Source organism: Rhizobium anhuiense (assembly GCF_003985145.1).
GTDB lineage: Bacteria > Pseudomonadota > Alphaproteobacteria > Rhizobiales > Rhizobiaceae > Rhizobium > Rhizobium anhuiense.
On record NZ_ML133522.1, the window covers coordinates 299,209 to 325,903 of the forward strand.

The window sequence follows — 26,695 nt, forward strand, 5'->3', positions numbered from 1 at the left end:
ATCGGAAATCGCTGTGGCTTGAAATCAGCGTTCGGCGAGTGCCGGTTCGCCCTTCTTTTCGCGCACCATGTTGATGAAGCGGCGGAAGAGATAGTGGCTGTCCTGCGGGCCGGGAGAGGCTTCCGGATGATGCTGGACGGAAAAGACCTGCTTGCCGAGCACGCGCAGGCCGCAATTGGTGCCGTCAAAAAGCGAAATGTGAGTCTCTTCAACGCCATCAGGCAGCGACTTCGAGTCGACCGCGAAGCCATGGTTCATCGAGACGATCTCGACCTTGCCCGTCGTATGGTCCTTGACGGGGTGGTTGGCGCCGTGATGGCCCTGATGCATCTTCTCGGTCTTTGCGCCGAGTGCGAGACCCAGCATCTGGTGGCCGAGGCAGATGCCGAAAACCGGGATGTCGGTCTTGATCAGCGTCTTGATGACAGGCACGGCATATTCGCCGGTTGCCGCCGGATCGCCCGGGCCGTTCGACAGGAAGATGCCGTCCGGCTGCATGGCGAGGACGTCTTCGGCGCTCGTTGTGGCCGGCATGACGGTCACCTTGCAGTCGAGGCCGGCAAACAGGCGCAGGATGTTGCGCTTGACGCCGTAATCGAGGCAGACGACGTGGAATTTGGCGTCCGTAGCCTTGAGTTCACCGTAACCTTCGTTCCAGACCCACGGCGTTTCGGTCCACTGCGAGGACTGGCCCGACGAGGCGATCTTGGCAAGGTCGAGACCTTCGAGGCCGCTCCAGGCTTTGGCTTCGGCCTTCAGCGTCTCGATGTCGAAGACGCCGTTCGGATCGTGGGCGATCACCGCGTTCGGGGCGCCGTTCTCGCGGATCCAGGCTGTCAGCGCGCGCGTGTCGATGCCGCAGAGGCCGATGACGCCGCGTGCCTTCAGCCATTGGTCGAGGTGCTTGGCGGCGCGGTAGTTCGAAGGGTCGGTGATGTCGGCCTTGAAGATGACGCCGACGGCGCCGTGCCGGGCGGCCGGCGTCAGATCCTCGATGTCTTCCTCGTTGGTGCCGATATTGCCGATATGCGGGAAGGTGAAGGTGACGATCTGGCCGAGATAGGAGGGGTCCGTCAGGATCTCCTCATAGCCGGTCAGCGCCGTGTTGAAGACCACTTCGGCCGGCACTTTGCCGGTGGCGCCGATGCCCTTGCCTTCGATGACCGTGCCGTCGGCAAGAACGAGCAGGGCGGTCGGCTTTTCGATTGTCCAGGGTGCTGTCGCGGTCATCTTCATCCCGTTTCCGGCAGGTGGGCGCGTTGCCGCGCTCGTCGCCATTTGATCTCGCAGGCGTGTGGACACGGCAATGCCGCGCGCTTCAGGCCTGATCACGAATTTTGGTGCAGGTGGCGGTAAATAGCCACGCAATCGCTTAGCGTCAATCTTTGTAGCCGAGATTGCCGCTGTTTTCCTGCGCTTTGTCGCAACGACCGCGCAATTTATTTGATCCGCCGCATCAGCGTGGTTTATGAAGCGGCATCAAAACAGGAGTGAAGACCATGCTGCGCGATCAACTCGCCACCCAGCTGAAAGAGGCGATGAAGGCCAAGAATGCGGAGCGGCTTTCCACCGTCCGGCTGATTCAGGCCGCAGTCAAGGACCGCGATATCGCCAATCGCGGCACCGGCAAGGAGCAGGCGAGCGACGACGAGATCCTGCAGATTCTCGCCAAGATGGTGAAGCAGCGCGACGAATCGGCAAAGATCTACGAGGAGAATTCCCGACCGGAGCTTGCCGCCAAGGAGCGCGCCGAAATCACCGTCATCCAGGATTTCATGCCGAAGCAGCTTTCCGACAGTGAAGTGCGCGCCAACGTCTCGGCGATCATCGCCGAGACGGGTGCCGCAGGCGCCAAGGATATGGGCAAGGTGATGGCAGCGCTGAAGGAGCGTTATGCCGGCCAGATGGATTTCGCCAAGGCCTCGGCGACCGTCAAGGAACTGTTGAACGGATAAGTTTCAGATAACGCGTCTTGCCTGCGGTTCGTCACGGACCGCAGGCCCGAGCACCGCTTCGGCGGCGGCATCGACGATGGCGAATTTCGCCGCCTGATAATTCCAATATTCGCGGATGAAGTGGCCCGACAGCCAGAAGTCGCCCTTGCGGGAGAGTTCTGTCCAGCCGACGCTTTCCATGGTCGCCGCCTGCGTCAGTAGCCGCTTGAGATGGGTGTTGGAGATCATGAACTGTTCGCGCAGTTCCCTGAGCGATAGAGGGCCGAGAACGACGCGGTCGGCCGTCCGGGGAAATTCCGGAAGGCGCGAGATCAGGTAGTCCATCACCAGTCCGCCGGAATTTGCCCAGTTGAAGAGGTTGAAGGTCGGGCCTGGATTGCGCACCGCTTCACTCCCGATGATCGCCTTGGCGATCAGCGGCTGGATCGCTGCCATCATCGCCGAGGGATCGGCAGTGATCTTGTCGGCGCGCTCACCGCCGTCGAGGCTATCGAGGATCATCATATGGGTGACGAGCCAACGGGTGAAATGCTGCTCGGCGATTTCGGTCGGCTCCAGGTAGCGTGTGCGCTTGTCGGGGCCGGGAACCGGTCGCAGGAAGCGATAGGCCAGCATTTCCTGCATGAAGGCTGCGGCCGTGTTGCGGCTGGCGATATCGTTCTTGACCGCGAAATCGATGAAGCGGCCGGAATAGAGGCCGCTCTTGCCGCCGTCGGGATGACCGTAGTGAAGGGCGAAACCGGCATGGGCCATCAGCCAGCGCTGCTGCGCGGCGAAGATCGAGGCGATGCGCGGGCTCTCGCGATAGATGGCGAGCATCTGATCGGCGCACTGCAGGATCGCAGCGAAAAATCGATCGTCTGCTGCAAGATTTTCCGCGGTAAAAGCCATTGGAGAGGTCCAGGAGTTCGGCGCATACATCTTTCATGCCAGCGCCGCCTGTCAACGGTTTTGTCAATAAGCGGTTAATTTCAAAGGGAGAGTTGTCGCAGAGGGAGCCAGAAATTTAAGAAGGCAGGAGCTGGGGGCGCTCCTGCCTTCTTGCTCTTTGCTTCCGCCGGCAACGCAGGGCCGAGGCCCAAGCCGGAGGGTATTTGCAAAGGCACCCTTGCGAAGCGGCGCCGGGGGTAGGGATGGTGCTTCGCTCGGGGATCGCTTTGTTGAGATCGAACCTATTGCGGGCTGGCTGCTTATTCAAATTACAAAAAAATAATGATTGGCGAAAACGGCGGTTTGGGGGGCATCAAAGCGGAGGTCGGGCAGTAGGCTGTAAGACGGGGGTGTCCGAGCGTCGGAATTGATATGTCACTGTTTTTAAAGGATTTAATATGGGAATTCGGCAGGCTTTGGCTCTTTGTGGAGCACTCACGACGGTGCCGTTCCCGATCTGCGAGGACAATAATGTCGCACCCCTGTCGCAGGGGCGATAACGTGTTGTTGATTGGAAAACCGACATCGCAAGCAACCGGTGCACTTGCCTGTGAATAGCGGGTTTTCATGACAAGTTTCGTGGCATGGAGCGGCAAAGCAGCTTATATGGAGCTTGGCCAAGAGGTATAGATGCGCTTTTCCAACACCTTTCTCGATGAGATCCGCGACCGCGTTCCGATTTCGAACGTGATTGCGCGCCGCGTCAGCTGGGACAAGCGCAAGACCAACGTATCGCGCGGCGATTATTGGGCCTGCTGCCCGTTCCACGGCGAGAAATCGCCGAGCTTCCACTGCGAGGACCGAAAGGGCCGCTATCACTGCTTCGGCTGTGGGGTCACCGGCGACCATTTCCGCTTCCTGACCGAACTCGAGGGCCTGAGTTTTCCCGAGGCGGTGCAGCAGATCGCCGATATGGCCGGCATGCCGATGCCGCTGGCCGATCCTGTGATGGAGAAGCGTGAGAAGGAGCGCGGTTCGCTGATCGACGTCATGGAAATGGCGACGCAATTTTTCCAGGACCAGTTGCAGACGGCGAATGGGGCGAGGGCACGGGCCTATCTGCGCGACCGCGGGCTGACGGGACGCACCATCGAGACCTTCCGTCTCGGCTATGCGCCCGACAGCCGCAATGCGCTGAAGGAATTTCTTGCCGGCAAGGGCGTGCTCAAGGAGCAGATCGAGGCCTGTGGCCTGGTCGTCCATGAAAACGTGCCGGTTTCCTACGATCGCTTCCGCGACCGCATTATGTTCCCGATCCTTTCGTCGCGAGAGAAGGTCATCGCTTTCGGCGGCCGTGCCATGTCTGCGGATGCGCCGGCGAAATATCTGAACTCGAACGAGACGGAGCTCTTCCACAAGGGCAATGTTCTTTATAATTTCGCCCGTGCGCGGCGCGCGATCCAGGGACCGGGCCGCGGCGACCCTCAGGATGACAATGCGACGGGCACCATCATCGCCGTCGAAGGCTATATGGACGTGATCGCGCTCTATCAGGCCGGCGTCGAGAATGCCGTTGCGCCGCTCGGCACGGCGCTTACCGAAAACCAGCTCGAACTGCTCTGGAAGATGGTGCCGCAACCGGTGCTCTGCTTCGATGGCGACGGGGCCGGTATCCGCGCCGCCAATCGCGCCGCCGAACTGGCGCTGCCGCATCTGAAGCCCGGCCGTTCCGTCCGCTTCGCGCTTCTGCCCGACGGCAAGGACCCGGACGATCTTGTGCGCGACGAGGGCCGCGCGCCCTTCGACAAGGTGATGAGCCAGGCAAAGCCGCTTTCCGAGATGCTGTGGAGCCGGGAGATCAATACCGGCAAGTTCGACACGCCCGAGGCGCGCGCCGAGCTCGAAGCACGGCTGAAGCAACTGGTCGCCGTCATCGCCGACGAGAATGTGCGCCGCCACTACCAGCAGGATATTCGCGACCGGCTGAACGCTTTCTTCCAGCCGCAGTTCCAGAACCGCAACAATGGCGAGCGCCGCGGCGGCTTCGCGGGCAATGGCAATTACCGCCCGGGCCGCGACAATGCCGGCAAGGCGGGGCCGAAAAGCCCCAGCATCATTTCCGACCGGCTCGCCCGCTCCGGCCCCGTGCGCGGCCACCGGGACAATACGGCGTTGCGCGAAAGCGTGTTGGCGCTGACTGTCATCAATCACCCCTCGCTGATGATCGACGATTATGACGAAATCGCCGCGATCGACTATGACAGCCGCGAGCTGCAGCGGCTCTGGTCGGCGATGCTCGGGGCTGCCGCTGCCGTCGCCGGCCCGCATCTGACACGCGAATATCTCACCGAACGGTTGGAATTCGAGGGTTTCGGTCCGCTCATCAAGAGCCTCGATCAGCAGGTGCGCAATGCCCGGCTCTGGACGGCGACCGAGGAGGCGGCGATGGAGGATGCGCGCGAAGGCTACCGCCAGGCGCTGGCCTTCCACAAGCGGGCGAAGGCGCTGCGCCGGCAGAAGATCGAACTCGAGCGAGAGATTGCGCTGGCGACCGAAGCCGGCGACGGCGAGGCGATCGTTCAATTGATGCGCGCGCAGCAGGAAGTGCATTTCGAAGGGGTGCGCCTTGAGAACCAGGAGGCGATCATCGATGGCTTCGGGGTGCTTTCCGGCCGCGTCAAAGGGGCGGCGAACCACTGATGTCGCTGACCGAACGCAATGAACCGGGCTTTTGCGCTTCCGGCGCGCTGTTTTCTTCCGGCCGCTCGCCACTCGCTATCCTCAAGCAGGTCTACGGCTATTCCTCCTTCCGCGGCAAGCAGCAGCAGGTGGTCGAACATGTGGTTTCCGGCGGCGACGCTGTCGTGCTCTTTCCCACAGGTGCGGGCAAATCGCTGTGTTTTCAGATCCCGGCGCTTTGCCGCGATGGCGTCGGCATCGTCGTTTCGCCGCTGATTGCGCTGATGCGCGATCAGGTGGAGGCGATGAAGCAGCTCGGCATCCGTGCCGCAGCGCTCAATTCGTCGCTGTCGCGCGAGGAATTCGTCGAGGTTCGTCGCGCGCTCTCGGCAGGCCACCTCGACCTTCTCTACGTGACGCCCGAGCGCATTCTGACCGACGGGTTCCGCGAGCTGATCGCCAACGAGAAGATCGCGCTCTTTGCCATCGACGAGGCCCACTGCGTCTCGCAATGGGGCCATGATTTCCGGCCGGAATATCGTGCCCTCGGCCGGCTCGGTGAACAATATCCCGGCGTGCCGCGCGTGGCGCTGACGGCGACGGCCGATCCGCATACGCGCGACGACATCATCGAGCGGTTGGGGCTCGATGCCGCGGAGATCTTCACCACCAGTTTCGACCGGCCGAACATTGCCTACGAGATCGTCGAGCGTGACCAGCCGCGCCAGCAGCTCTTGAGGTTCCTCTCCGGCCATAAGGGCGACAGCGGCATCGTCTATTGCCTGTCGCGCGCCAAGGTCGAGGATACGGCCGACTGGCTGAACGGGCAGGGCATCCGCGCGCTCGCCTATCATGCCGGCATGGACAGGGCGGTTCGCGACGCCAATCAGGATGCCTTCCTGAAAGAAGAGAATCTTTGCCTGGTCGCCACCGTCGCCTTCGGCATGGGCATAGACAAGCCGAATGTGCGGTATGTCGCCCATCTCGACCTGCCGGGCTCGGTGGAAGCCTATTATCAGGAGACCGGGCGCGCCGGGCGCGACGGCCTGCCGTCGGAGGTCTGGATGGCCTATGGCATGGCCGACGTCATCCAGCGCGGCCGGATGATCGACGAGGGCAGTGCCGCCGCCGAGATCAAGCGGGTCGAACGCGCCAAACTCAACGCATTGCTGGCGATCTGCGAGACGGCTTCTTGCCGGCGCCAGGCGATCCTTGCCCATTTCGGCGAAGCGCATGCCGGCCATTGCGGCAATTGCGACACCTGCCTGAAGCCGGTCGAAACCTGGGAGGGCACGGAGGCGGCGATCAAGGCGCTGGCCGCCATCTATCGCACCGGCGAGCGTTTCGGCGCCGGCCATGTCGTCGACGTGCTCCTCGGCAACGTCAACGAAAAGACCGAGCGTTTCGGTCACGCCGAGATGCCGGTCTTCGGTGCCGGCAAGGATATTCCGGCGCGTGTCTGGCAATCCGTGTTCCGTCAGCTGCTCGCCATGGGTCTGATCCGCGTCGATCACGAAGCTTTCGGCGCGCTGAAGCTGGAGCCGGAGGCGCGGGCCGTCTTCAAGCACGAGCGGCAGGTGTTCTTTCGCAAGGACCGCCCGGCCTCGGAGCGGCGTACGAAGAAGGCGGAGCGCGGCGAGCGCAAATCCGGCTTGTCAGGCGCCGATGGCGCTCTCTTCGAGGCGCTGCGGGCCGAGCGCATGGCGATCGCGAAATCGCTCGGCGTGCCGCCCTATGTCGTCTTTCCCGATACGACACTCATCGCCTTCGCCACGGAGAAGCCGCGAAGCCGCAAGGAATTGCTCGCCATATCGGGCGTCGGGCAGGCGAAGCTCGAACGCTACGGCGATGCCTTCCTCGAGATCATTCTCTCGCACGACAAGGGCTGAAGGCTCACGGCTGATCTCGGTCCAGCGCTGAAGAAGACAAGCCGGCGGCGATATGCTAACCCGGCTGGCACGGAAATCTTCACGAAGGGCCGCCCCATGACCTCGCAATTTCTCTCCCATCTCCGCAACGAGATTTCGGTGCTGAAGGATGCCGGCCTCTATAAATCCGAGCGGGTCATCACTTCCAAGCAGGCGGGCGAGATCGGCATTTCCACCGGTGAGCGGGTGCTGAATTTCTGCGCCAACAACTATCTCGGCCTTGCCGACAACGAGGAACTGGCCGAGGCCGGCAAGCAGGCGCTCGACCGCTACGGTTATGGCATGGCTTCGGTGCGCTTCATCTGCGGCACGCAGGAGGAGCATAAGCAACTCGAGGCGCGCATCTCCGCCTTCCTCGGCATGGAAGACACGATCCTCTATTCCTCCTGCTTCGATGCCAATGGCGGCCTGTTCGAAACGCTGCTGTCCGAAGAGGACGCGATCATCTCGGACGCGCTGAACCACGCCTCGATCATCGACGGCGTCAGGCTTTCGAAGGCCAAGCGTTTCCGCTACGCCAATAACGACATGGCAGCACTCGAAGAGGAATTGAAAAAGGCCGAAGGCAGCCGGTTCAAGCTGGTCGCCACCGACGGTGTCTTCTCGATGGACGGCATCATCGCCAATCTCGGCGGTGTCTGCGATCTCGCCGAGAAATACGGCGCGATGGTCATGGTCGATGACAGCCACGCCGTTGGCTTCGTCGGCAAGAACGGCCGCGGTTCGGCCGAACATTGCGGTGTCGAGGGCCGGATCGACATCATCACCGGCACGCTTGGCAAAGCGCTCGGCGGCGCCTCGGGCGGTTACACTTCGGCCAAGGCTGAAGTCGTCGAATGGCTGCGGCAGCGCTCGCGGCCCTATCTGTTCTCGAACACGCTGGCGCCTGTCATCGCTGCGGCCTCGCTCAAGGTGTTCGATCTCATCGAAAACGGCGATGCCTTGCGCAAGCGCCTTTCCGACAATGCGGATCTCTTCCGCACAGAGATGACCAAGCTCGGTTTCACGCTTGCCGGCGAAGGCCATCCGATCATCCCCGTCATGCTGGGTGACGCCAAGCTCGCCCAGGACATGGCGGGCCTGATGCTGAAGAAGGGGATCTATGTGATCGGCTTCTCCTTCCCCGTGGTGCCGAAAGGCCAGGCCCGCATTCGCACGCAGATGTCGGCGGCGCATTCGCGGGCGGATGTGGAGCGGGCGATCGCGGCTTTTGCCGAGGCAGGGCGGGAATTGGGTGTGATTTGAGAATAGGCGATGCTGCCCCTCACCCTAACCCTCTCCCCGCTCGCGGGGAGAGGGGACGTGCCCAACGGACCGCTTGAGAATGCGGAAACGGTGCGGCATATCCCTTCGCCCCGCTTGCGGGGAGAAGGGGCCGGCAGGCGGATGAGGGGCTGCGACAGATACGGGGCCAAGGAATACAGATATGTCGAACATGATGAAGGCACTGGTCAAAGCGAAACCGGAAGTCGGGCTCTGGATGGAGAATGTGCCGGTGCCCGAGGTCGGGCCGAACGATGTGCTGATCCGGGTGAAGAAATCGGCGATCTGCGGCACCGACGTCCATATCTGGAACTGGGACCAGTGGGCGCAGAAGACCATTCCGGTGCCGATGGTGGTCGGCCATGAATTTTCCGGCGAGATCGCCGAGATCGGTTCGGCGGTCACCCGCTATCATGTCGGCGAGCGCGTCTCCGGCGAGGGGCATATCGTCTGCGGCAAGTGCCGCAACTGCCGGGCGGGCAGGGGGCACCTCTGCCGCAACACGCTTGGCGTCGGCGTCAACCGCCCGGGTTCCTTCGGCGAATTCGTCTGCATCCCCGAAAGCAATGTCGTGCCGATCCCGGACGATATATCAGACGAGATCGCGGCAATCTTCGACCCGTTCGGCAATGCCGTGCATACCGCACTCTCCTTCGATCTTGTCGGCGAGGACGTGCTCGTCACCGGCGCCGGCCCGATCGGCATCATGGGCGCGCTCGTCGCCAAGCGATCCGGCGCCCGCAAGGTCGTCATCACCGATATCAATCCGCACCGGCTGGATCTCGCCCGCAAACTCGGCATTGACCACGTCGTCGATGCTTCCAAGGAAAACCTCGCCGATGTGATGAAGGCGATCGGCATGACGGAGGGTTTCGACGTCGGGCTTGAAATGTCGGGAGCGGCCCCCGCCTTCCGCGACATGATCGACAAGATGAACAATGGCGGCAAGATCGCCATTCTCGGCATCGCGCCTGCTGGTTTCGAGATCGACTGGAACAAGGTGATCTTCAAGATGCTCAATCTCAAGGGCATCTATGGCCGCGAGATGTTCGAGACCTGGTACAAGATGATCGCCTTCGTCCAGGGCGGCCTCGACCTTGCGCCCATCATCACCCATCGGATCGGCATCGACGATTTCCGCGATGGCTTCGAGGCGATGCGGTCGGGCAACTCCGGCAAGGTCGTCATGGATTGGATGTGAGGAGGACGACATGATTTATGAAGGAAGCTGCCATTGCGGCAACGTTGCTTTCGAGGTCGAAGGCGAATTCACCGAGGCGCTGGATTGCAACTGCTCGCTCTGCCGCAGGCGGGGCGGGCTTCTCGCCTTCGTGCCGCGTGACAAGCTGGTGCTGAAGACGCCCGAGGCCAATCTCTCGACCTATACTTTCAACAGCCATGTCATCCGGCATCACTTCTGCGCCAATTGCGGCATCGCGCCGTTTGGTGAAGCCGTGACCCCGGATGGCGCGGCGATGGCCTCGATCAATCTGCGCTGCATTCCCGCGGTCGATCTCGGGGCGCTGACGGTGAAGGCCTATGACGGCGCGGCGCGTTAGATTCTTCAGGCTGAAGGCGCATATATCATCGGTACAACTGCAAAAATGGTGGAAATAACGGGTATGGCGGGCAAAATATTTGCTGCCCTTGTCTTTTGTTCGCCGCATCTTAAATAAGGCTTCGCAATCGCTGCCGCGGTTCAAAGCCTGTGGATAAGGCTTTTTCCGATATTTCGTGAGCTTTTTTTCTGGAAAAGCTTGACGAGAACAAAAAATGTGGGAATCACCGTTCGACTTGTTGAAACGGTGAACTGGGTCAAGGCGGATCGCGCAACCATGGCCGGAAATCCAAAAGCAAGAAAGCTTTGCTGTCCGGTGCCGGCGATCGTGGTTAATCAGGCTTTAAATGTCATCCCGTTAGGTGGGCAAAGGTGATTCGAGGGCGGCGCGAGCGACGCGTCAGGCCCTGAGACGGCCCATTCACCGTAGCGAGATTGGATAGCGTCAGGAAGGCGACGATATAAATGGCAACCAAGGTCAAAGAGAACGAAGACGCGGAAGTCGAACGCGACGGCGCAAGCGACGGCCCTCTTCTCGATCTTTCCGACGACGCGGTCAAGAAGATGATCAAGGCCGCCAAGAAGCGCGGCTATGTGACGATGGACGAGCTCAACGCGGTCCTGCCGTCCGAGGAAGTGACGTCCGAGCAGATCGAAGACACGATGTCGATGCTGTCGGACATGGGCATCAATGTCATCGAAGACGAAGAAGCCGAGGAAGCCGGTGCTTCCGGCGGCGGCGATGACGACGACGCCGGCGGCGACGAGGACAGCGAAGGCGGCGAACTCGCGCCTTCGAGCGGCACGGCGCTTGCGACCGCCAAGAAGAAAGAACCGACAGATCGGACAGACGATCCTGTTCGTATGTACCTGCGTGAGATGGGCTCGGTGGAGCTTCTCTCCCGCGAGGGCGAAATCGCGATCGCCAAGCGCATCGAGGCCGGCCGCGAAACGATGATCGCAGGCCTCTGCGAGAGCCCGCTGACCTTCCAGGCGCTGATCATCTGGCGTGACGAACTCAACGAAGGCACGACGCTGCTGCGGGAGATCATCGATCTCGAAACGACCTATTCAGGTCCTGAAGCCAAGGCTGCGCCGCAGTTCCAGAGCCCGGAGAAGATCGAGGCCGACCGCAAGCTCGCCGAGGAAAAGGAAAAGACCCGCCGCGCCCGCTCCGGCGACGACGACATTACCGATGTCGGCGGCGAAGGCCTGCCTCCCGAAGAGGAGGAAGAGGACGAGGACGAATCCAACCTTTCGCTGGCGGCGATGGAAGCAGAGCTTCGTCCGCAGGTGATGGAGACGCTGGATACGATCGCCGAGACCTACAAGAAGCTGCGCAAGCTGCAGGACCAACAGGTCGAGCAGCGGCTGTCGGCTTCCGGCACGCTGTCTACCGCCCAGGAGCGCCGCTACAAGGAACTCAAGGATGAGCTCATCAAGGCCGTCAAGTCTCTGTCCCTGAACCAGAACCGCATCGATGCTCTGGTCGAGCAGCTCTACGACATCAACAAGCGCCTCGTTTCCAACGAAGGCCGCCTGCTGCGTCTGGCCGAATCCTATGGCGTCAAGCGCGACTCCTTCCTGGAGCAGTACCAGGGCGCCGAGCTCGACCCGAACTGGATGAAGTCGATCGGCAATCTGGCTGCTCGCGGCTGGAAGGAATTCGCCAGGGGCGAAAACACGACGATCCGCGACATCCGCCAGGAAATCCAGAATCTGGCGACCGAGACCGGGATCTCGATCTCGGAATTCCGCCGCATCGTGCATATGGTGCAGAAGGGCGAGCGCGAAGCGCGCATCGCCAAGAAGGAAATGGTCGAAGCAAACCTTCGCCTCGTCATCTCCATCGCCAAGAAGTACACGAACCGCGGCCTGCAGTTCCTCGACCTCATTCAGGAAGGCAATATCGGCCTGATGAAGGCGGTCGACAAGTTCGAATATCGCCGCGGCTACAAGTTCTCGACCTATGCGACATGGTGGATCCGTCAGGCGATCACCCGTTCGATCGCCGACCAGGCCCGCACGATCCGCATTCCGGTGCACATGATCGAGACGATCAACAAGATCGTCCGCACCTCGCGCCAGATGCTGCACGAGATCGGCCGCGAGCCGACGCCGGAAGAACTGGCCGAAAAGCTTGCGATGCCGCTCGAAAAGGTCCGCAAGGTCCTGAAGATCGCCAAGGAGCCGATCTCGCTCGAAACCCCGGTGGGCGACGAAGAAGATTCGCATCTCGGCGATTTCATCGAGGACAAGAACGCGCTGCTGCCGATCGACGCCGCCATCCAGGCGAACCTGCGCGAAACGACGACCCGCGTTTTGGCCTCGCTGACGCCGCGCGAGGAACGCGTCCTGCGCATGCGCTTCGGCATCGGCATGAACACCGACCACACGCTCGAAGAAGTCGGCCAGCAGTTCTCGGTCACCCGTGAACGTATCCGCCAGATCGAGGCAAAGGCGCTGCGCAAGCTGAAGCATCCGAGCCGCTCCAGAAAGCTGCGCTCGTTCCTCGACAGCTGAGCGACGACACGATCTCTACGATTGCGAAAGCCGGGCTTCATGTCCGGCTTTTTGCTTTCCGTCTTTGTGTCATCCAGTCGTTATCTCGCAACCGGTGTTTCGGCCCCACATTGCTCGCCTCGTCTCAATCTGTGATCTGCTGCCATGTCGAACGTTTAGAGGTCCGCTTTTAGGTGCCACGCGAGCGCGCACTGACGCTCCGTGTACGAAGAAATTTTGTACGCAGTCCCAGACGCGGGGTTATCTCGACTTTCTGCACACTTTTGGGCGACATGCCTAATACCAATGATCCCGGCGGCTTTCTTGTCGCTGGGTGGTGACAAGATTATAGTCCGGCCACGGGGGAAGAAATCGATCGCGATGCGCGAGCGAGGACCGGTGCATGCCCGCGTCGGGCGAATCCTCCGTTGGGAGGTGCGAAATGACCACTTACATTGTGTTGATCAACTGGACGGACCAAGGTGTGCGCAACGTTCGCGACTCGTCAAAACGGCTGGATGCGGCGAAGAAATTGCTCGGCGACATGGGCGGCTCCTTCAACCAGTTCTTTCTGACGATGGGCGGCCACGACATGGTGGCTGTCTGCGAAGCGCCTGACGATGCCGTCATGGCGCGGTTTGGCCTCTCGCTCGCGATGGGCGGCAATGTCCGCACCCAGACACTGAAGGCATTTCCGGAGGCCGCCTATCGTGAGATCATCGGCTCGCTTGGTTGATCGCGACAAAGGACCGCTATCGGCGGTCATAAGCGTTGCGCAACTCGCGTCAGACTGGCACTGTCGCCCTGTCCTTAATTCCTCGTGGCGTATCGGCAGGGCTCTTGATGAAAGCGTTCCCAGGTTTTATGGCCGCCTTCGATTGTCCGACAGCTGCTTCCTGAGCGATGGCACTGGTGTGGGAAAATCGGGGCGAAGGTATCGAGCGGGGCGCTTTCGCCTCGTTCGCTCTGCATGCCGTCATGCTTGCACTGCTGCTCCTGCTGCTTCCGAGACCTGAGCCGCCGGCACCGTTGCCGGACGACGGCATTACGGTTGATATCGTTCCGGAAGTCGCCAAACCTTCTGCGATAGCGCAGCGGGTCGCGACGCCTGCACCCACTACGGCAAAGCCGGACGCGAGTGCGTGGGTCCAGGAGATTGCTCCGCCACATCAGGAGAAGGCGCCGACGGCCGCGAGGTCGCCTGAAGTGGCTTCCGTCCCTCCGGTGCCGCCGAAGCCTGAGGTATTCGTCCAGGCGGGCCAGCTGTTTTCGGAGACGGTGTTGTCAGATCCGCGCAGCCGGCGCGCCCGCGAGGCGTTGCGCGGCCTTGCCGGCAGCGAGCGCAATCTGCAGCTCTGTGACCTGGAGGCGCTGGAGCAGGTGCGCCGCGCGCAGCCGGCGATGGCGCCGGATGCGCTCGCGCCCTATGCGATGGCGGCGGAGAAGGTCAGCGGCAACAGCGTCGAGGTGAAGGGCGGCGCCTTCCGCAGCAAACGGAAGTGGTACAATGTTCAGTTCAAATGCGAGCTCAATGCCGGCTCCGGCAAGGTCGCGTCCTTCGCCTTTCTCATCGGAGATGCCATTCCGCGAAGCGAATGGCAGGTCCACGATCTGGTGGCCGACGATGGAGCCGCCGACCAATGACACTATAGCGCCGCGCGTCTTTTCGGACGCGCAAAGGGTGCTGTAGCACGTTAGATGGCTGCTGCGATCACACGGTTTTTTTCTTTTGTGGCTTGATGCTGCCGGCTTTAGAGGCCACATCGCTGCTGTGACAGAAGAAGACGTGGAACCAGCGGAAACGCAGCATGAAACGGGAAAACAGCGGCCTGAAATCCGCTGGGGCATCGTCGCGTCCGTTGTCGCGCATATTCCCATCATTGCTCTTCTGATTTTCGGGCTGCCGAAGATCGATCCGAAGCCCGCCGAAGACGAGAGCGTCAAGGTGGAACTCGTTCCGCCACCGGAGGAGAAGAAGCCGGAGCCCAAGCCCGAGGAAAATGCACCGGAGCCGAAGCCGCCGGAAGAGGCCAAGAAGCAGCCACCACCGCCGCCGAAAGCTGCGAAGCTACCGGAAGCGCCAGTCGCTCCCCAGCCACAACGTGTCGCCCGCCCGGTTTTCGAGTTTGCCGAGAAGGATTCAGCGCCGGAACAAAGCGAGCGGGGTATACCGCAGCAGGCCGAAGCACCGAAGTCCCCGGTCGTCGAGACAAAACCCGAAGAAACATCGCCCGCCGAACCGCCGCAACCCCAAAAGCCTGAGGTTCAGGACACTGTGCCTGCCGCGAATCCGCTGCCGCAGGATATCGAACTTCCCGAGGTAGAGACTGCTGAGGCCAATCCGGAAAAGAACGGGCCGGCTGCCACAGGACACGATGAGGCAAAGACGAATTTCGAGCCGGCAAAGCCGTCGACGAATTCGACGGCAACGACCTCCTCAAAGCCACCAGACGTAGAGGCTAAGGAATCGAACAAGCTCACGAAAGCGAAGACGCTATTTACCGACGACTTTGTCTCAGACCGCGCGGTCAAGATGGCGATGAACAACTTGCCACGTTCAACGCGAGGCGGTCGGCTTTGTTGGAGCGAGCTCAGAGAACAGCTTCTTCATTCGTCTGCCGCATATGATCCCAATATTATTGAGGTGCCTCAATACGAGCTCCCGAATGGCAATTTCCTCGCGCTCAAGGGAAGCGCATTCTATGACGGTCAGAAGTTGCACCAATTGGCGTTTAGCTGCGAAGTGAATGACAACGCGACGAAGATTGTATCGTTTGAATTTGGTGTCGGGAATGTAATCCCTAAAAGTGAGTGGGCGCGCTATCACTATCCAATGGGCGACGCTGAGCATCGATGAGCTTCGCTACAAGCTACGCGCAAGGAACCGCACCTAGCCTCTTCTCATGGCCGTGATGTTTCCGGTGAAGAAGAGGACAAATGATATGTCGAACGAGATCGAGCGTTTTTTGGAGCGTCAGGACGAAGCCGTGAGCGCGCTGTTCCTGGAAAACAAAGGCGACGAGCTGACCGGTATTCTGGTGGCTGCTCTGGAAGAGGCTTTCGAAATCCTTCTCGAAGCCGCGCCCCCCGAAACTGTTCATTGAGGTCGCAGAGGGCGTCCAGCGCCGATATGTGCTGACCGATCGTGCCGCTTGCAGTGCATCGGCCTGTCGGGATAATGCGGCGGCGTCAATGGCACGGATATCATGTCGAATTCCCAAGACGATCAACCGCTGGCAGCGGGCGCGCTTGATGCCCGCCTGGCCGGATACCGGTTCGAGCGCGATGCGCTCGGACGTTCTGCGGCGAGCGTCTTCCGGCTCGAAGCTCCCGGATTGCCGACGCTTTATCTGAAGGTCGAACAGGCCGCTCCTTTCGGCGAGTTCGCCGCCGAGGCAGCCAGGCTTCGTTGGCTCAAGGCGTCCGGTCTGCCCTGTCCCGATGTCATAACAGAGGATAGCGACGGTGCGCACAACCGGCTGCTGATCAGCGCGCTGCCGGGTCGTGACCTCGCCAGCGCGTCGGCGCTGACGCCGTTTGCGCGGGTCGAACTGCTGGCGGTAGCCCTTCTCGACCTGCATCGGCTGCCGATCGCATCCTGCCCTTTCGACCATCGGCTGGAGAGACGCATTGCGGCGGCGAAAGCGCGGATGCAGGCCGGCATCGTCGACGAGACCGATTTCGATGAGACGCGGCTTGGAAAGAGTGCCGAAGCCCTGTTTGCCGAACTCGAAAGCAGAAGGCCGGGCCGCGAGGATCTCGTCGTCACCCATGGCGATGCCTGCCTGCCGAATTTCATCGCCTCCGAAAAGGGATTTTCCGGCTATATCGACTGCAGTCGCCTTGGCGTCGCCGACCGCTATCAGGATATCGCGCTTGCCTGCCGCAGCATCGCCTATAATTTCGGCGAGGCGCTGGTGCGGCCCTTCCTCGACCGCTACGGCCTGCCGGCCACGGATCCGGCGAGGCTCGGCTACTATCAACTGCTCGACGAGTTCTTCTAGGCGTTGCCTCCTCTCCGTCCGACTGGCAGAGTGGCCCGTGATCGGACCTGCGGACAGACGATGGCGAAAAACCAGTTCAGGATGTTGCGCTCGGCGCTGATAGGCGTCGAAGCGGTAGAAGCGGAAACGCATCACAGCTTCGCGCGCCACACGCATGAGCAGTTCGGCATCGGCCTGATGTCCGCCGGGGCACAGTCGTCGCTGAGCGGCCGCGGCATGGTGGAGGCTGAGGCCGGCGACATCATCACCGTCAATCCCAATGAAGTGCATGACGGCGCGCCGATCGGCCAGCGACGATCCTGGCGCATCCTCTATTTTGATCCCGCCATCGTCACCGGTCTGGCGCAAGAGATCGGCCAAGACGGGGCAGGGCGATCGGAAATTCCGCATCCCGTCATCCGTAACCGCGCGATCGCCGGCCGCTTCGAAACGCTGTTCCGTGCGGCAACCGGCGCTGCGGCGGACGGGCTGCTCTGCGAGGAACTGCTTCTGCAACTCGTCGCCGACGTCATGCGCGAGCGCGGCGGCGCCGAACAGAGGCCGCCGGTGCCGGCGTCGATCCGTGCGGCGCGAGAGCTGATCGATGACGATCCGCTTGCCGCCGTCTCGCTTGCCGATCTCTCCCGGGAAAGTGGGCTCAGCCGCTTCCAGGTGCTGCGTGGTTTTGCCAAGGCGACCGGCCTGACACCGCATGCCTATCTCGTCCAGGCCCGCATCCATATTGCACGGCGGCTGATTGCTCAGGGCATGCCGCTGGCGGAAGCGGCTTTTGCCAGCGGCTTTGCCGATCAGAGCCATATGACGCGCGTCTTCGTGCGCAAATACGGTCTGTCGCCGCGCCTCTATGCCGGCGCCTTTCTCTGAACCTGCAATTTCGTTCAAGACCCCGGCAGGCCCTTGCTGTTTTCTCGGCGCGTCCAACAGGAGACGCGGATGTCGAGACAGGTTCAAGGTTATCTCTATCTGGCGCTGGCCATGCTGACTGTGGGAAGCACGGTTGTATCAAGCAAGCTCATTGCATCAGGCCTGCCGCCGTTCAGCGCCACCGCGTTGCGTTTCGCCATCGCCTTTCCCATCTTTCTCGTGTTGATGCGGGCGACCGGCGCGCGGCTGCCGAAGCTCTCCGGAAAAGACCGCCTCATCCTCGTCATTCAAGCCGGGGCCGGTAGCGTCGGCTATACGACGCTGCTAATTTCTGGCCTCAGCCTGACCTCGGCGGCCGATGCCGGTGTCATCATCGGCACGCTGCCGGTGGTGTCGGCCGCAATCTCCATTCTGCTGCTTGGCGAACGGCCGCAGCGTGGCCTGCTTCTCGCTGTGGCGCTGGCGACGGCAGGCGTTCTGTCGATCGCCGCCACGCCGGAGGCCGCAGGAGGCTCGCTTGCCGGGAATGCGCTGATCTTCCTGGCGGTGGTCTGCGAGGGAGTGTTCATCCTGCTGAACAAAAAACTGAAAACGGAGATCGCGCCGCTTGCCCAGTCGGCGCTGATGACCGGTATCGGCTTCATCGTCGCCGTCATCCCGGCTGTTTTCGAAGCGCCTCTCGCAGAGGGTCTGTCGGGAAGCGCGGTCGCCGCCGTCGTCTACTATGCGCTGGTGCCGACCGTCGGCGGATTTCTATTGTGGTATGCGGGGGCGGAGAGGGTCAGCGGCACGGAAGCTGCGCTCTTCACCGCGCTTGCTCCCGTTTCCGCCGTCATGCTTGCCTTCATCATCCTTGGCGAGCCGGTCGGGCTCAGCCAGATCGCCGGCATCACCTGCGTGCTGGCCGCCGTGCTCGGGCTGGCCCTTGCCGGGAGCCGTGTCGCGGTTAAGCGCGTCGAGGGGAGATAGACCATGCAGTTCAGCCATTCCGATGCCATATGGCAGGTCTTTCCGGAGCTTCGCGCTGGCGCGCTCCATGCGGGAGGCATCGATGCGGATGTCGATGTCGAGGAGGCGATCGCAGGTTTCAGCGCGATCGCCGAGGCCCGGCTGGCCGAAACGCAGGAAGGCGAATTCCCCGAAATCCAGGCCTGGCGGCGCGGCTTCTCCCGTATGGGGCTGAAGCCGACGCAATATCGCTGCGCTTCCGAGGCGCTGCTGCGGCGCTTCCGTCAGGAGCATGCGCTGCCGCGCCTGCATCCGCTCATCGATCTCAGCAATGCGATTTCGCTCGCTTTCGCCATCCCGATCGCCGTCTTCGACGCGGAAAGGATCGTCGGCGATCTCGAGGTTCGACGGGCCGGGGGTGACGAGACCTATCTGACCTTCGGCGGCGTGAGCGAACATCCGGAGCCGAACGAGGTGATCTTCGCAGACGGGGTGGGGAACGCGCATGCGCGGCGCTGGACGAACCGGCAGAGCGGGCTTTCGGCCGTGCGGCAGACGACGCGCTCGGTGCTGATCGTTGCCGAGGCCTTGCATGCTTCGGCCGGTGAGGACATGGAGGGGTTGGCCGCCACGGTGGCCGATGCGCTTGCGCACCATTGGCCGGCGGCGCCGAAAACGGCGTTGCTGAGCGTGGAATCGCGGCATTTTGAATTCTAAGGGAGCGACACTTCAGCAAAGGTGGCATTCCAGGCCTTGGGCCGGCAGCGTGCCCGCCCTATCTCCAAGGGGCCGATATCTCCTGGAGACGAACCACCATGTCAGACAAGACGATCAAGATCCCGGGGCCGGACCACCCGATCACCGTCGAGCACAATCCCTCCCGCGTCGTCGTCACGCTCGGCGGCAAGATCATCGCCGATACCCACGATGCGCTGACGCTGCGCGAGGCCTCCTATCCGCCGGTGCAGTATATTCCGCGGAGGGATGTGGACATGTCGCTGCTGCAGCGCACCGACCACACCAGCCATTGCCCCTATAAGGGCGATGCCTCCTATTACAGCATCATTGCAGGCGGCGAGCGCTCGAAGAATGCCGTCTGGACCTATGAGGCGCCGAATGCAGCGGTCAGCAATATCAAGGACCATCTCGCCTTCTACCCCGACCGCGTCGACGGTATCGAGGAAATGGCCTCTCCGGAAGCCGGCACCTTCTGACGGCGTCCGTTGCAGCCGTTCCGGCGGAACATGTTTGCCGCCGGCCCGTTAGGCCCATCTAGCGGGGGATGTGTCGTGCCGAAATTCTACTTTCAGCTTTTCGATCGGGATGGCGTCGGGGCGACCGAGACGGGATATGATTTCGACTCCGTCGAGGCTGCCAAAGCGGAGGCGCGGCGCGTGCTCGCGGAGATGGCCGCCGAAGGCCTGCCGGCTGCGCCTTTGAATATGCTGTCGGTGGAACTCTTCGATGAAAGCCGGCGGCCGCTGGCGGAAATCCGGCTGGTTCTCGAAGAAATTTCGAAAGAGCCGCGATCGGCGCGCCGGCCTTGAATAGCTGTCGATCGAGCCGAAGCAATCGAAAGACTATGTCAAATTTAATTGTCGGCTATGAAGACGGGTCTTAGCGTCGCGTCACAATCGACCGAGTCGGATTGATGCGTATGTGTGACCGGCGGCAGCCCTTGAACGGCGGCCGCTATCGCAAGATGTCGAGCCATTCATTGTTGAAGACGAGGCTGGCAACCGTGACCGGATCGCCTTTCTCGTTGCGAACGGTGACGGCGATCGTCATGCGGTCACCCGCAGGCAGTTCGTCCCGGGCCACATCCAGCAGGATGCGGGTCACTTCCTTCGGAATGTCTTCACGAGATCTGAGCTCGGTGCCGTGCTCATCGCGCGTGGGACCTTCCCCGTTGTGTAGATCGAAATAGTAGCGAGCCATGGTTTTTCCCTACGCGTTAGAGGGGAAATCACAGATGAAGACAATTGTTCCCGAGGCTAGGCATTGATTCTTATAGAAAAACTGGGTTGCATCGAAATCGGTCGGGCCCCTCGCGATATCGGGGGGCAGGCCCTTGATTGAATCCCTGCTGCTCAACCTTGGAAGCCGCGATGTGCTGTCGGATGAAGAGGAAAGCCATCTCAGGGCGATCATCGTCAAAGACAGGTATTTTGCTGCCGGGGAGGATCTCGTCTCCGAAGGAAGCAGGCCTGGCTACAGCACGCTACTGCTCGACGGTTTTGCGGCGCGCTACAAGGTGATGGCCGACGGCAGCCGCCAGATCACGGCGCTGCATGTCGCCGGCGATTTCGTCGATCTGCACGCTTTCCCGATCAAGAAGATGGATCACGGCATCGTTGCGCTGTCGTCCTGCCATGTCGCCTTTGCCGATCACGCCGACCTCAGGGCGATCACCGAGCGCATGCCGCACCTGACCCGGCTGCTCTGGCTCGACACGCTGGTCGATGGCGCCATTCACCGGGAATGGATCGTCGCCATGGGCCGGCGCTCCAAACGCGCCCATATCGCTCACCTCGTCTGCGAACTCTTCGTGCGGCTGCAGGTGGTGAAGCGGACGCGCGGCGCAAGCTTCCAGTTTCCGTTGACGCAGATCGAGATGGCCGACGTGCTCGGCGTTTCCGTCGTCCATCTGAACAAGACGCTGCAGGCGTTGAGGCGCGAGGGGGTGTTCACCTGGGAGAACCGGACGATCACCATCGTCGACTGGGAACGCCTGCAGGAAATCGCCGAATTCGACCCCGGCTATCTCAGCATCTCCAGGGAACCGCGCTAACTTTGTGAGGCCGAGCATTGCACAATCCGGTGACAACAGCTCATTGCAATTGACAAACCATTTATTGGGGCAGAACACGTGCCAATATTTTTGAAAACCCCATGAAGGCCACGGCTTCGCCGCGTCGGCCGGTGATATCGCAATGGACATATCCCAAAGCCCGGGGAGCGTTCTTCGCCACCCCGGCTATCTGAACTTCGCCGCCTCCCGCGTCTTTTCCTCGCTTTCCTTCCAATCCATCGGCATCGCCATGGGCTGGATGATTTACGATCAGACGCACAGCGCCTTTGCGCTCGGCCTCGTCGGCTTCTGCCAGTTCCTGCCGATGGCGGTGCTGACCTTTGTCGTTGGCCATGTGGCCGACCGGTTCGACCGGCGGCGCATCGGGCTTGTCTGCCAGTTGATCGAGGCGGTGACGGCGCTGGTGCTGGCGATCGCCACCTGGCAGCAATGGCTGACGCCGGCCGGCATCCTTACCGCCGTCACCGTGCTTGGCGCCGTCGTCGCCTTCGAGCGGCCGACCATGGCGGCGCTGCTGCCGAATATCGTGCCGGCCTCGATGCTGCAGAAGGCGGTCGCCACGTCCACCTCGATGATGCAGACGGCGCTGATCATCGGCCCCTCGCTCGGCGGCCTGCTCTATGGCCTTCATCCCGTGGCGCCCTTTGCCATCGCGGCGCTGCTGTTTGCCGTTGCGAGCTTCAATGTCATTTCGATCCGCATGCAATGGAGCCCTGCCAGGCGCGAGCCGGTGACGCTTGCTTCCGTCTTTGCCGGTGTCTCCTTCATCCGCAGCCGGCCTGTCATGCTCGGCACGATCTCGCTCGATCTCTTCGCGGTGCTGCTCGGCGGCGCCACCGCGCTCTTGCCGATGTTTGCCCGCGATATCCTGCATGCCGGCCCCTGGGGCCTCGGCCTGCTGCGCGCAGCGCCGGCAATCGGCGCGCTCGCCATGTCGATCGTGCTTGCCCGCCGGCCGCTCGAAAGCAATGTCGGGCGCAAGATGCTGGCCGCCGTCGCGGTGTTCGGCGTCGCCACCATCGTCTTCTCGCTCTCCACCAATATTGCGCTTTCCGTCGCGGCGCTGCTTGTCGTCGGCGCCTCCGATACGGTGAGCGTAGTCGTGCGCAGCTCGCTGGTACAGCTTCTGACGCCGGACGAGATGCGTGGCCGTGTCAGCGCCGTCAACTCGCTGTTCATCGGCACCTCCAACCAGCTCGGTGAATTCGAATCCGGCATGATGGCTGCAGCCCTCGGGCCGGTCGCCACCGGCGTCGTCGGCGGGCTCGGCACGATCGTCGTCGTCGTCCTGTGGATGCGGCTCTTCCCCGATCTGACCAGGGTCAGGACGCTGCAGGGCTGATGCTTGCACCTCGTTCAACCGCGTTGAAAGACGGGAGCGGTCCCATTAGGTTCGGCGGCGGGAATCATTTGGCGGGGCGGCGCGTGACAAGGCATTTTCTATCTTCTGCGCTGACAGCGTTTTTCGCGTTGGCGCCGGCGGCAGCGCTCGCCGAATGGCAGGCGGTCGAGGAGGTGCGGCCCTATTCGATATCGGGCAAGACCGGGGCCGAACTCTACGAATCGATCGGGGCGCGGGGACCGAAGGCCGGGGTCACGGGCCGGGTGATCGCGCATACGACGTTCAAGCTGACCTGGACGAGGAAATACGAACCGCAGGGCAATGCCTGTGTGATCGTCACCAACCGGCCGAAGCTCATCATCACCTACACGCTGCCGAAGCCGGCGAGCGAGCTGCCGGCGGCCGTCGACAGCAGCTGGCAGGCCTTTATATCGGGTGTTGCGGCCCATGAACGGGTGCATGGCGTGACCATCAAGGAAATGGTCAAGGAAATCGAGGCGACGAGCATCGGGCTCACCGTTGCCGATGACCCCGATTGCAAGAAGATCCGGGTCGAGCTGACCCGGCGCCTCGGCGAGATCTCGATGCGCCAGCGCCAGCGCGGCCGCGACTTCGACAAGATCGAAATGGGTGACGGCGGCAATATCCAGCAACTGATCTTGAAGCTGGTGAATGGTCCCTGACCGGGCCGAAGCCGATCAGCGGCGCGGTCAACCGCTCGCCAGCGGGCTGGACCCGCTTGGCCAAGCTCCTATCTCCCCCGCAATAACAGACGGGTGAGAGGAGGAGTGCAATGTCCTATGTCGATGGTTTCATCGTCGCGGTGCCGAAGGAGAATGTCGAGGCCTACAAGAAGTTCTCGACCTTTGCCGGCACGATCTGGAAGGAATATGGCGCCCTCGAATATGTCGAGTGCATCGGCGACGACGTGCCCTATGGCGAACTGACCTCCTTTCCCCGCGCCGTGCAGGCGAAGGCGGATGAGGTGGTGGTGTTTTCCTGGATCGTCTACGGCTCGCGCCGGGAGCGCGACGATATCAATGCCAAGGTGATGGAGGATCCGAGGCTCAAGGGCGACCAATGGCAGATGCCGTTCGACGGCAAGCGGATGATCTATGGCGGCTTCGAGATGCTGCTCAAGCTCTGATGGCGCCCGGCAGCCTTGACTTCCCCCGGCAAGCTTGACTCGCCGCCAGCGGTGCGCCAACTCGCGGGGAATGTCATTGCGAGATGGGAGAGCGCCTTGCCCCAGACGATCCTTAGCCTGTCCACACGCGGACAGGGCCTTTACGAATTCACCGACCAAGCGAGCGCTTTCGTCAACGCCTCGGGGCGGGAGGAGGGGCTTCTGACCGTCTTCGTGCGCCACACATCCTGTTCGCTGCTGATCCAGGAAAATGCCGATCCCGATGTGCGCACCGATCTTCTCTCCTTCTTCCGCCGTCTCGTGCCGCCGGCCTCCGATCCCGAGATGAGCTGGATCGTGCACAGGGCCGAGGGGCCGGATGATATGCCGGCGCATATCAAGGCGGCGCTGACGCAGGTCTCCATCGGCATTCCCGTCGCCAGGGGGCGGCTGATGCTCGGCACCTGGCAGGGGCTCTATCTCTTCGAACATCGAGACCGGCCGCACCGGCGCGAGATCGTGCTGCATCTCAGCCCCTGAACATCGAAAGAGAGAGTCGATAATGCCGGAAACCGCCGACGTTTTCGGCATCATGCTGTTGTGAATGCAAACTGAATGCCCGGTTCGAACACCATTCATTTTGCAACGTTTACTGTCGACACAATCCCTGAAGGGAGAGCCTGGAATTCAATCGACGGAGACATCCATGACGCACTTCCTCACCAAGGCTTCGCTTGCCGCTCTGCTCGCCCTCTGCACCATTCCGGCCACTGTTTCCACGGCCGCCGCCGCGGGGCCGCAGACGAGCTTCGTCGTCGAGGCACAATACCATCGGCCGATCCGCGGCTGCTCGCCGATACACGCCGTGAATAAGGCGCGCGATTTCGGCCTGCGGAGAGCCCATGTCACCCGCCTGTCGCCGCGCGTCGTCGTCGTCGCAGGGCGCGACCGTCGCGGCTGGGACAGAATGGTCTTCGCGAATGTCCGCGGCTGCCCGCTGATCCGGCGCTGAGGACTGCGGTCGGAGGCGCCGAAGCGGCGCTTCCGGTCCGTTTTGCCTTGACGGCGACACTTTCAGCCGTCTCTTCTCTGATCTGTATGAGTGATTCTCAAATGACGCTTCGGCGTAATGTGGAGAGTGGGGAGGGCGGCTCGACCGCTCCGACTTTCAAACGAAAGGTTTTTCGATGATGCAGTTTTTGGCAAAGGCGGGTCTTGCCGTCATGCTGACAGCCGGCACTCTTGCCGGCACGGTGGCCCCGGCCGCCGCCCAGTTGAATATCATTATCGGCGAGCCGGACCGTGGTCCGCCACAGGATTACCGCCGTCCGCCTCCGGGCTATGACCGTCCGCCTCCGGGCTATGACCGTCCGCCTCCGGGCTACGGCCGCCCGTCGCGCGGCTGCAATCCGCAGCTCGCCGAAAATCTCGCCCGGGATTACGGCTTCCGCCGCGCCCGCGTCGTCGACATCACCCCGCGCCGCGTGATCGTCCAGGGCTGGACGCGTCGTGGTCCCGATGAAATGAGCTTCGGCAACGTGCGCGGCTGCCCCGCCCTGCGCCGCTGATATCAAGTAGAATACCGCCTCGTCTCCCCGATGCGGCGGCCAGAACCGCCTTTGCCAGTCTTCCCGGATCGGCAAGGGCGGTTTTCTTTTTGAAAGACTTTTTACAGCGCTGCGGGTCTGAAAAGACGCCGAGCGCTCCGTTTAATGACAAATCTCGCTCGCCCCGCCTCATCCTCGGAATTGTGCCACTGCTGTCCGGTTTACGCGGATAGAGGGCTGCCTCTCGTCGATCTCCAAGCGGTGGGAGGTCGTGTCACGCTGAACCCTTGCTCGTGTATTGTCGGCAGCCTGAGCACCGCACGTTTCTTCAAACGCGCGGTGCTCTCCTTTTACTGCTCGATGGCGAAAGTCACGGTGACGCTGACATTGTAATTATTCTCGCCGCCCTGGACGGGAACGGCAGTGTCGGAGGTCTCTTTCATCATCGTGGCGCGATAGACCGGCTGCGGCATGGCGCGCGGCACATTCTCGTTGATCTCGAGGATGCGGCCGAGCTTGACGCCGGCGGCTTCGCTCAGCGTCTTCGCCTTCTTGACGGCATCGGCGACGGCATCCTTGCGTGCCTCTTCGAGAGTGGCTTCCGGTTTGTCGTTGGTGAACTGGATGTCACCGCCTTGGTTGATGCCGAGGGTGACGGCCTGATCGATCACCTGGCCGAGCTTGGCGAGATCGCGCAGCCTGACGGTGACCGAATTGATGGTCTGGTAGCCGACCAGTTGCGGCTGTTGCTGCTGGCCGTCGACGGGCTGCGGATAATTGTATTGTGGTTGGATGGAAAAGCCGGAGGTCTGCAGATCGCGCTCGGCGATGCCGCCGCTCTTCAGCGCGGTCAGCACGTCGTTCATCGCCTTGTTGTTCTCGTCGAGCGCTTCGCGGGCGGTTTTCGCCTGTTTGACGACGGCAAGATTGAGGACGGCCATATCGGGCGCTGCGGACGATTCGCCGTCGCCCGTCACCGAGATCACCGGCTCGCGCGGCTTTACCTCCTGCGCGAATGCCGGCGCTGCGGCGGTCAGCGGCAGGGCCAGAAGGGCAGTCATCAGAACAGTTCTGGTGTAGATCGGCGCCATGTTTTCATTCCTTGGTTGTCGTTTCCCTGAACAGCTTTCTGTCGGTTGATTGTGAAGCTATTGCGGCGGAAAAGACAGGCGCATGCGCATCGCGAGAAAAATGTGGAGTAACGAGGAGAGGATATGCCGCGGTCACCCTCTCTGCCCTGCCGGGCAGAGGGGCTCACACGGCACACCGGTAAAGCGCAGGCAAACGATACTTCGCC

The 26,695-nt window shown here is 61.9% G+C and carries 28 protein-coding genes; 24 read left to right on the forward strand and 4 right to left on the reverse strand.

Translation table 11 applies throughout. From position 1 onward, the window contains the following. Window positions 1-24 precede the first annotated feature (24 nt). Window positions 25-1,230 carry a glutamine-hydrolyzing carbamoyl-phosphate synthase small subunit gene (gene carA, locus EEQ99_RS07505; protein WP_097542371.1) on the reverse strand — a complete coding sequence of 402 codons (1,206 nt, stop codon included), beginning with the start codon at window positions 1,228-1,230 and terminating at the stop codon, window positions 25-27. 269 nt (window positions 1,231-1,499) lie between these two features. Here carA and EEQ99_RS07510 point away from each other — a divergent pair, with 269 nt between their 5' ends. Further along, window positions 1,500-1,955: a GatB/YqeY domain-containing protein gene (locus tag EEQ99_RS07510; RefSeq protein WP_028758328.1), complete on the forward strand. Its 456-nt coding sequence runs from the start codon at window positions 1,500-1,502 to the stop codon at window positions 1,953-1,955. 3 nt (window positions 1,956-1,958) lie between these two features. Here EEQ99_RS07510 and EEQ99_RS07515 read toward each other — a convergent pair whose 3' ends face one another. After that, the gene (locus EEQ99_RS07515; RefSeq protein ID WP_063474556.1) at window positions 1,959-2,846 is read right to left on the reverse strand and encodes a hypothetical protein; all 888 of its coding nucleotides are present in this window, start codon (window positions 2,844-2,846) and stop codon (window positions 1,959-1,961) included. A gap of 669 nt (window positions 2,847-3,515) precedes the next feature. On the opposite strand from EEQ99_RS07515, the gene dnaG reads away from it, so the two are divergent. The 16 genes from dnaG to EEQ99_RS07600 all read left to right on the forward strand — a co-directional run bounded on the left by dnaG (window position 3,516) and on the right by EEQ99_RS07600 (window position 20,118). Then, window positions 3,516-5,525: a DNA primase gene (dnaG, locus tag EEQ99_RS07525; RefSeq protein ID WP_047611091.1), complete on the forward strand. Its 2,010-nt coding sequence runs from the start codon at window positions 3,516-3,518 to the stop codon at window positions 5,523-5,525. Continuing rightward, the gene (gene recQ, locus EEQ99_RS07530; RefSeq protein ID WP_127430197.1) at window positions 5,525-7,393 is read left to right on the forward strand and encodes a DNA helicase RecQ; all 1,869 of its coding nucleotides are present in this window, start codon (window positions 5,525-5,527) and stop codon (window positions 7,391-7,393) included. Before dnaG ends, recQ begins: the two co-directional genes overlap by 1 nt. A 96-nt stretch (window positions 7,394-7,489) precedes the next feature. After that, window positions 7,490-8,677 carry a glycine C-acetyltransferase gene (locus tag EEQ99_RS07535; RefSeq protein ID WP_028758332.1) on the forward strand — a complete coding sequence of 396 codons (1,188 nt, stop codon included), beginning with the start codon at window positions 7,490-7,492 and terminating at the stop codon, window positions 8,675-8,677. Between the two features lie 181 nt (window positions 8,678-8,858). Further along, entirely contained in the window at window positions 8,859-9,896 is a 1,038-nt protein-coding gene (gene tdh / locus EEQ99_RS07545) for an L-threonine 3-dehydrogenase (protein ID WP_028758333.1), read from the forward strand. Between the two features lie 10 nt (window positions 9,897-9,906). Beyond that, entirely contained in the window at window positions 9,907-10,254 is a 348-nt protein-coding gene (locus EEQ99_RS07550) for a GFA family protein (protein ID WP_063474559.1), read from the forward strand. A gap of 464 nt (window positions 10,255-10,718) precedes the next feature. Beyond that, window positions 10,719-12,776 carry an RNA polymerase sigma factor RpoD gene (rpoD, locus tag EEQ99_RS07555; protein WP_047611085.1) on the forward strand — a complete coding sequence of 686 codons (2,058 nt, stop codon included), beginning with the start codon at window positions 10,719-10,721 and terminating at the stop codon, window positions 12,774-12,776. A 421-nt stretch (window positions 12,777-13,197) separates the two neighbouring features. Continuing rightward, window positions 13,198-13,491, forward strand: coding sequence for a GYD domain-containing protein (locus EEQ99_RS07560; RefSeq protein ID WP_018242976.1), 294 nt, complete (start codon window positions 13,198-13,200; stop codon window positions 13,489-13,491). 167 nt (window positions 13,492-13,658) lie between these two features. Further along, window positions 13,659-14,399, forward strand: a complete 741-nt coding sequence (locus tag EEQ99_RS07565) for a DUF930 domain-containing protein (protein ID WP_127430198.1) — start codon at window positions 13,659-13,661, stop codon at window positions 14,397-14,399. Between the two features lie 85 nt (window positions 14,400-14,484). After that, window positions 14,485-15,612 (forward strand): DUF930 domain-containing protein, encoded by a 1,128-nt coding sequence (locus tag EEQ99_RS07570; protein WP_127430199.1) that lies wholly within the window; start codon window positions 14,485-14,487, stop codon window positions 15,610-15,612. An 85-nt stretch (window positions 15,613-15,697) separates the two neighbouring features. Beyond that, window positions 15,698-15,859 (forward strand): hypothetical protein, encoded by a 162-nt coding sequence (locus EEQ99_RS34490; protein WP_164735910.1) that lies wholly within the window; start codon window positions 15,698-15,700, stop codon window positions 15,857-15,859. Between the two features lie 102 nt (window positions 15,860-15,961). Beyond that, window positions 15,962-16,759 carry an APH(3')-II family aminoglycoside O-phosphotransferase gene (locus EEQ99_RS07575; protein ID WP_127430200.1) on the forward strand — a complete coding sequence of 266 codons (798 nt, stop codon included), beginning with the start codon at window positions 15,962-15,964 and terminating at the stop codon, window positions 16,757-16,759. Window positions 16,760-16,819: 60 nt separating this feature from the next. Next, window positions 16,820-17,623 carry a helix-turn-helix transcriptional regulator gene (locus tag EEQ99_RS07580; protein ID WP_127430201.1) on the forward strand — a complete coding sequence of 268 codons (804 nt, stop codon included), beginning with the start codon at window positions 16,820-16,822 and terminating at the stop codon, window positions 17,621-17,623. A 69-nt stretch (window positions 17,624-17,692) separates the two neighbouring features. Continuing rightward, a complete protein-coding gene (locus EEQ99_RS07585; protein ID WP_127430202.1) occupies window positions 17,693-18,592 on the forward strand; it encodes a DMT family transporter in 900 nt (299 codons plus the stop codon). Window positions 18,593-18,595: 3 nt separating this feature from the next. After that, on the forward strand, window positions 18,596-19,288 hold the full coding sequence (locus EEQ99_RS07590; protein WP_127430203.1) for a B3/B4 domain-containing protein: 693 nt from the start codon (window positions 18,596-18,598) through the stop codon (window positions 19,286-19,288). Window positions 19,289-19,386: 98 nt separating this feature from the next. Then, on the forward strand, window positions 19,387-19,785 hold the full coding sequence (locus EEQ99_RS07595) for a DUF427 domain-containing protein (RefSeq protein WP_063474565.1): 399 nt from the start codon (window positions 19,387-19,389) through the stop codon (window positions 19,783-19,785). A gap of 75 nt (window positions 19,786-19,860) precedes the next feature. Next, entirely contained in the window at window positions 19,861-20,118 is a 258-nt protein-coding gene (locus EEQ99_RS07600) for a DUF6894 family protein (RefSeq protein ID WP_063474566.1), read from the forward strand. Window positions 20,119-20,263: 145 nt separating this feature from the next. On the opposite strand, the gene EEQ99_RS07605 is transcribed toward EEQ99_RS07600, so the two are convergent. Then, the gene (locus tag EEQ99_RS07605) at window positions 20,264-20,509 is read right to left on the reverse strand and encodes a DUF6894 family protein (RefSeq protein ID WP_028756014.1); all 246 of its coding nucleotides are present in this window, start codon (window positions 20,507-20,509) and stop codon (window positions 20,264-20,266) included. 133 nt (window positions 20,510-20,642) lie between these two features. Between EEQ99_RS07605 and EEQ99_RS07610 the strand changes: the two genes are divergently transcribed. The 7 genes from EEQ99_RS07610 (at window position 20,643) to EEQ99_RS07640 (ending at window position 25,419) form a co-directional block, all read left to right on the forward strand. Beyond that, window positions 20,643-21,362, forward strand: a complete 720-nt coding sequence (locus EEQ99_RS07610) for a Crp/Fnr family transcriptional regulator (protein ID WP_028756013.1) — start codon at window positions 20,643-20,645, stop codon at window positions 21,360-21,362. Window positions 21,363-21,504: 142 nt separating this feature from the next. Continuing rightward, entirely contained in the window at window positions 21,505-22,725 is a 1,221-nt protein-coding gene (locus EEQ99_RS07615) for an MFS transporter (RefSeq protein ID WP_063474567.1), read from the forward strand. Between the two features lie 83 nt (window positions 22,726-22,808). Then, complete coding sequence (locus tag EEQ99_RS07620) at window positions 22,809-23,408, forward strand: DUF922 domain-containing Zn-dependent protease (protein ID WP_028756011.1); 600 nt, start codon at window positions 22,809-22,811, stop codon at window positions 23,406-23,408. Between the two features lie 110 nt (window positions 23,409-23,518). Continuing rightward, window positions 23,519-23,872 carry a DUF1428 domain-containing protein gene (locus EEQ99_RS07625; protein ID WP_063474568.1) on the forward strand — a complete coding sequence of 118 codons (354 nt, stop codon included), beginning with the start codon at window positions 23,519-23,521 and terminating at the stop codon, window positions 23,870-23,872. Between the two features lie 96 nt (window positions 23,873-23,968). Beyond that, on the forward strand, window positions 23,969-24,391 hold the full coding sequence (locus tag EEQ99_RS07630; RefSeq protein ID WP_028756009.1) for a secondary thiamine-phosphate synthase enzyme YjbQ: 423 nt from the start codon (window positions 23,969-23,971) through the stop codon (window positions 24,389-24,391). 166 nt (window positions 24,392-24,557) lie between these two features. Then, a complete protein-coding gene (locus EEQ99_RS07635) occupies window positions 24,558-24,863 on the forward strand; it encodes a hypothetical protein (protein WP_097542121.1) in 306 nt (101 codons plus the stop codon). Window positions 24,864-25,038: 175 nt separating this feature from the next. After that, a complete protein-coding gene (locus EEQ99_RS07640; RefSeq protein ID WP_127430204.1) occupies window positions 25,039-25,419 on the forward strand; it encodes a hypothetical protein in 381 nt (126 codons plus the stop codon). Window positions 25,420-25,748: 329 nt separating this feature from the next. On the opposite strand, the gene EEQ99_RS07645 is transcribed toward EEQ99_RS07640, so the two are convergent. Further along, window positions 25,749-26,489: an SIMPL domain-containing protein gene (locus EEQ99_RS07645; RefSeq protein ID WP_028756007.1), complete on the reverse strand. Its 741-nt coding sequence runs from the start codon at window positions 26,487-26,489 to the stop codon at window positions 25,749-25,751. Window positions 26,490-26,695 lie beyond the last annotated feature (206 nt).

Bases quoted from the DNA above. Each gene is read 5' to 3' on its own strand.
- carA (WP_097542371.1), bottom strand. From the start codon at position 1,230: ATGACCGCGACAGCACCCTGGACAATCGAAAAGCCGACCGCCCTGCTC.
- EEQ99_RS07605 (WP_028756014.1), bottom strand. From the start codon at position 20,509: ATGGCTCGCTACTATTTCGATCTACACAACGGGGAAGGTCCCACGCGC.
- EEQ99_RS07645 (WP_028756007.1), bottom strand. From the start codon at position 26,489: ATGGCGCCGATCTACACCAGAACTGTTCTGATGACTGCCCTTCTGGCC.
- EEQ99_RS07510 (WP_028758328.1), top strand. From the start codon at position 1,500: ATGCTGCGCGATCAACTCGCCACCCAGCTGAAAGAGGCGATGAAGGCC.
- EEQ99_RS07560 (WP_018242976.1), top strand. From the start codon at position 13,198: ATGACCACTTACATTGTGTTGATCAACTGGACGGACCAAGGTGTGCGC.
- recQ (WP_127430197.1), top strand. From the start codon at position 5,525: ATGTCGCTGACCGAACGCAATGAACCGGGCTTTTGCGCTTCCGGCGCG.
- tdh (WP_028758333.1), top strand. From the start codon at position 8,859: ATGTCGAACATGATGAAGGCACTGGTCAAAGCGAAACCGGAAGTCGGG.
- EEQ99_RS07640 (WP_127430204.1), top strand. From the start codon at position 25,039: ATGATGCAGTTTTTGGCAAAGGCGGGTCTTGCCGTCATGCTGACAGCC.
- dnaG (WP_047611091.1), top strand. From the start codon at position 3,516: ATGCGCTTTTCCAACACCTTTCTCGATGAGATCCGCGACCGCGTTCCG.
- EEQ99_RS07580 (WP_127430201.1), top strand. From the start codon at position 16,820: ATGGCGAAAAACCAGTTCAGGATGTTGCGCTCGGCGCTGATAGGCGTC.
- EEQ99_RS07625 (WP_063474568.1), top strand. From the start codon at position 23,519: ATGTCCTATGTCGATGGTTTCATCGTCGCGGTGCCGAAGGAGAATGTC.
- EEQ99_RS07635 (WP_097542121.1), top strand. From the start codon at position 24,558: ATGACGCACTTCCTCACCAAGGCTTCGCTTGCCGCTCTGCTCGCCCTC.
- EEQ99_RS07575 (WP_127430200.1), top strand. From the start codon at position 15,962: ATGTCGAATTCCCAAGACGATCAACCGCTGGCAGCGGGCGCGCTTGAT.
- EEQ99_RS07595 (WP_063474565.1), top strand. From the start codon at position 19,387: ATGTCAGACAAGACGATCAAGATCCCGGGGCCGGACCACCCGATCACC.
- EEQ99_RS07565 (WP_127430198.1), top strand. From the start codon at position 13,659: ATGGCACTGGTGTGGGAAAATCGGGGCGAAGGTATCGAGCGGGGCGCT.
- EEQ99_RS34490 (WP_164735910.1), top strand. From the start codon at position 15,698: ATGTCGAACGAGATCGAGCGTTTTTTGGAGCGTCAGGACGAAGCCGTG.
- EEQ99_RS07590 (WP_127430203.1), top strand. From the start codon at position 18,596: ATGCAGTTCAGCCATTCCGATGCCATATGGCAGGTCTTTCCGGAGCTT.
- EEQ99_RS07550 (WP_063474559.1), top strand. From the start codon at position 9,907: ATGATTTATGAAGGAAGCTGCCATTGCGGCAACGTTGCTTTCGAGGTC.
- EEQ99_RS07515 (WP_063474556.1), bottom strand. From the start codon at position 2,846: ATGGCTTTTACCGCGGAAAATCTTGCAGCAGACGATCGATTTTTCGCT.
- EEQ99_RS07535 (WP_028758332.1), top strand. From the start codon at position 7,490: ATGACCTCGCAATTTCTCTCCCATCTCCGCAACGAGATTTCGGTGCTG.
- EEQ99_RS07585 (WP_127430202.1), top strand. From the start codon at position 17,693: ATGTCGAGACAGGTTCAAGGTTATCTCTATCTGGCGCTGGCCATGCTG.
- rpoD (WP_047611085.1), top strand. From the start codon at position 10,719: ATGGCAACCAAGGTCAAAGAGAACGAAGACGCGGAAGTCGAACGCGAC.
- EEQ99_RS07615 (WP_063474567.1), top strand. From the start codon at position 21,505: ATGGACATATCCCAAAGCCCGGGGAGCGTTCTTCGCCACCCCGGCTAT.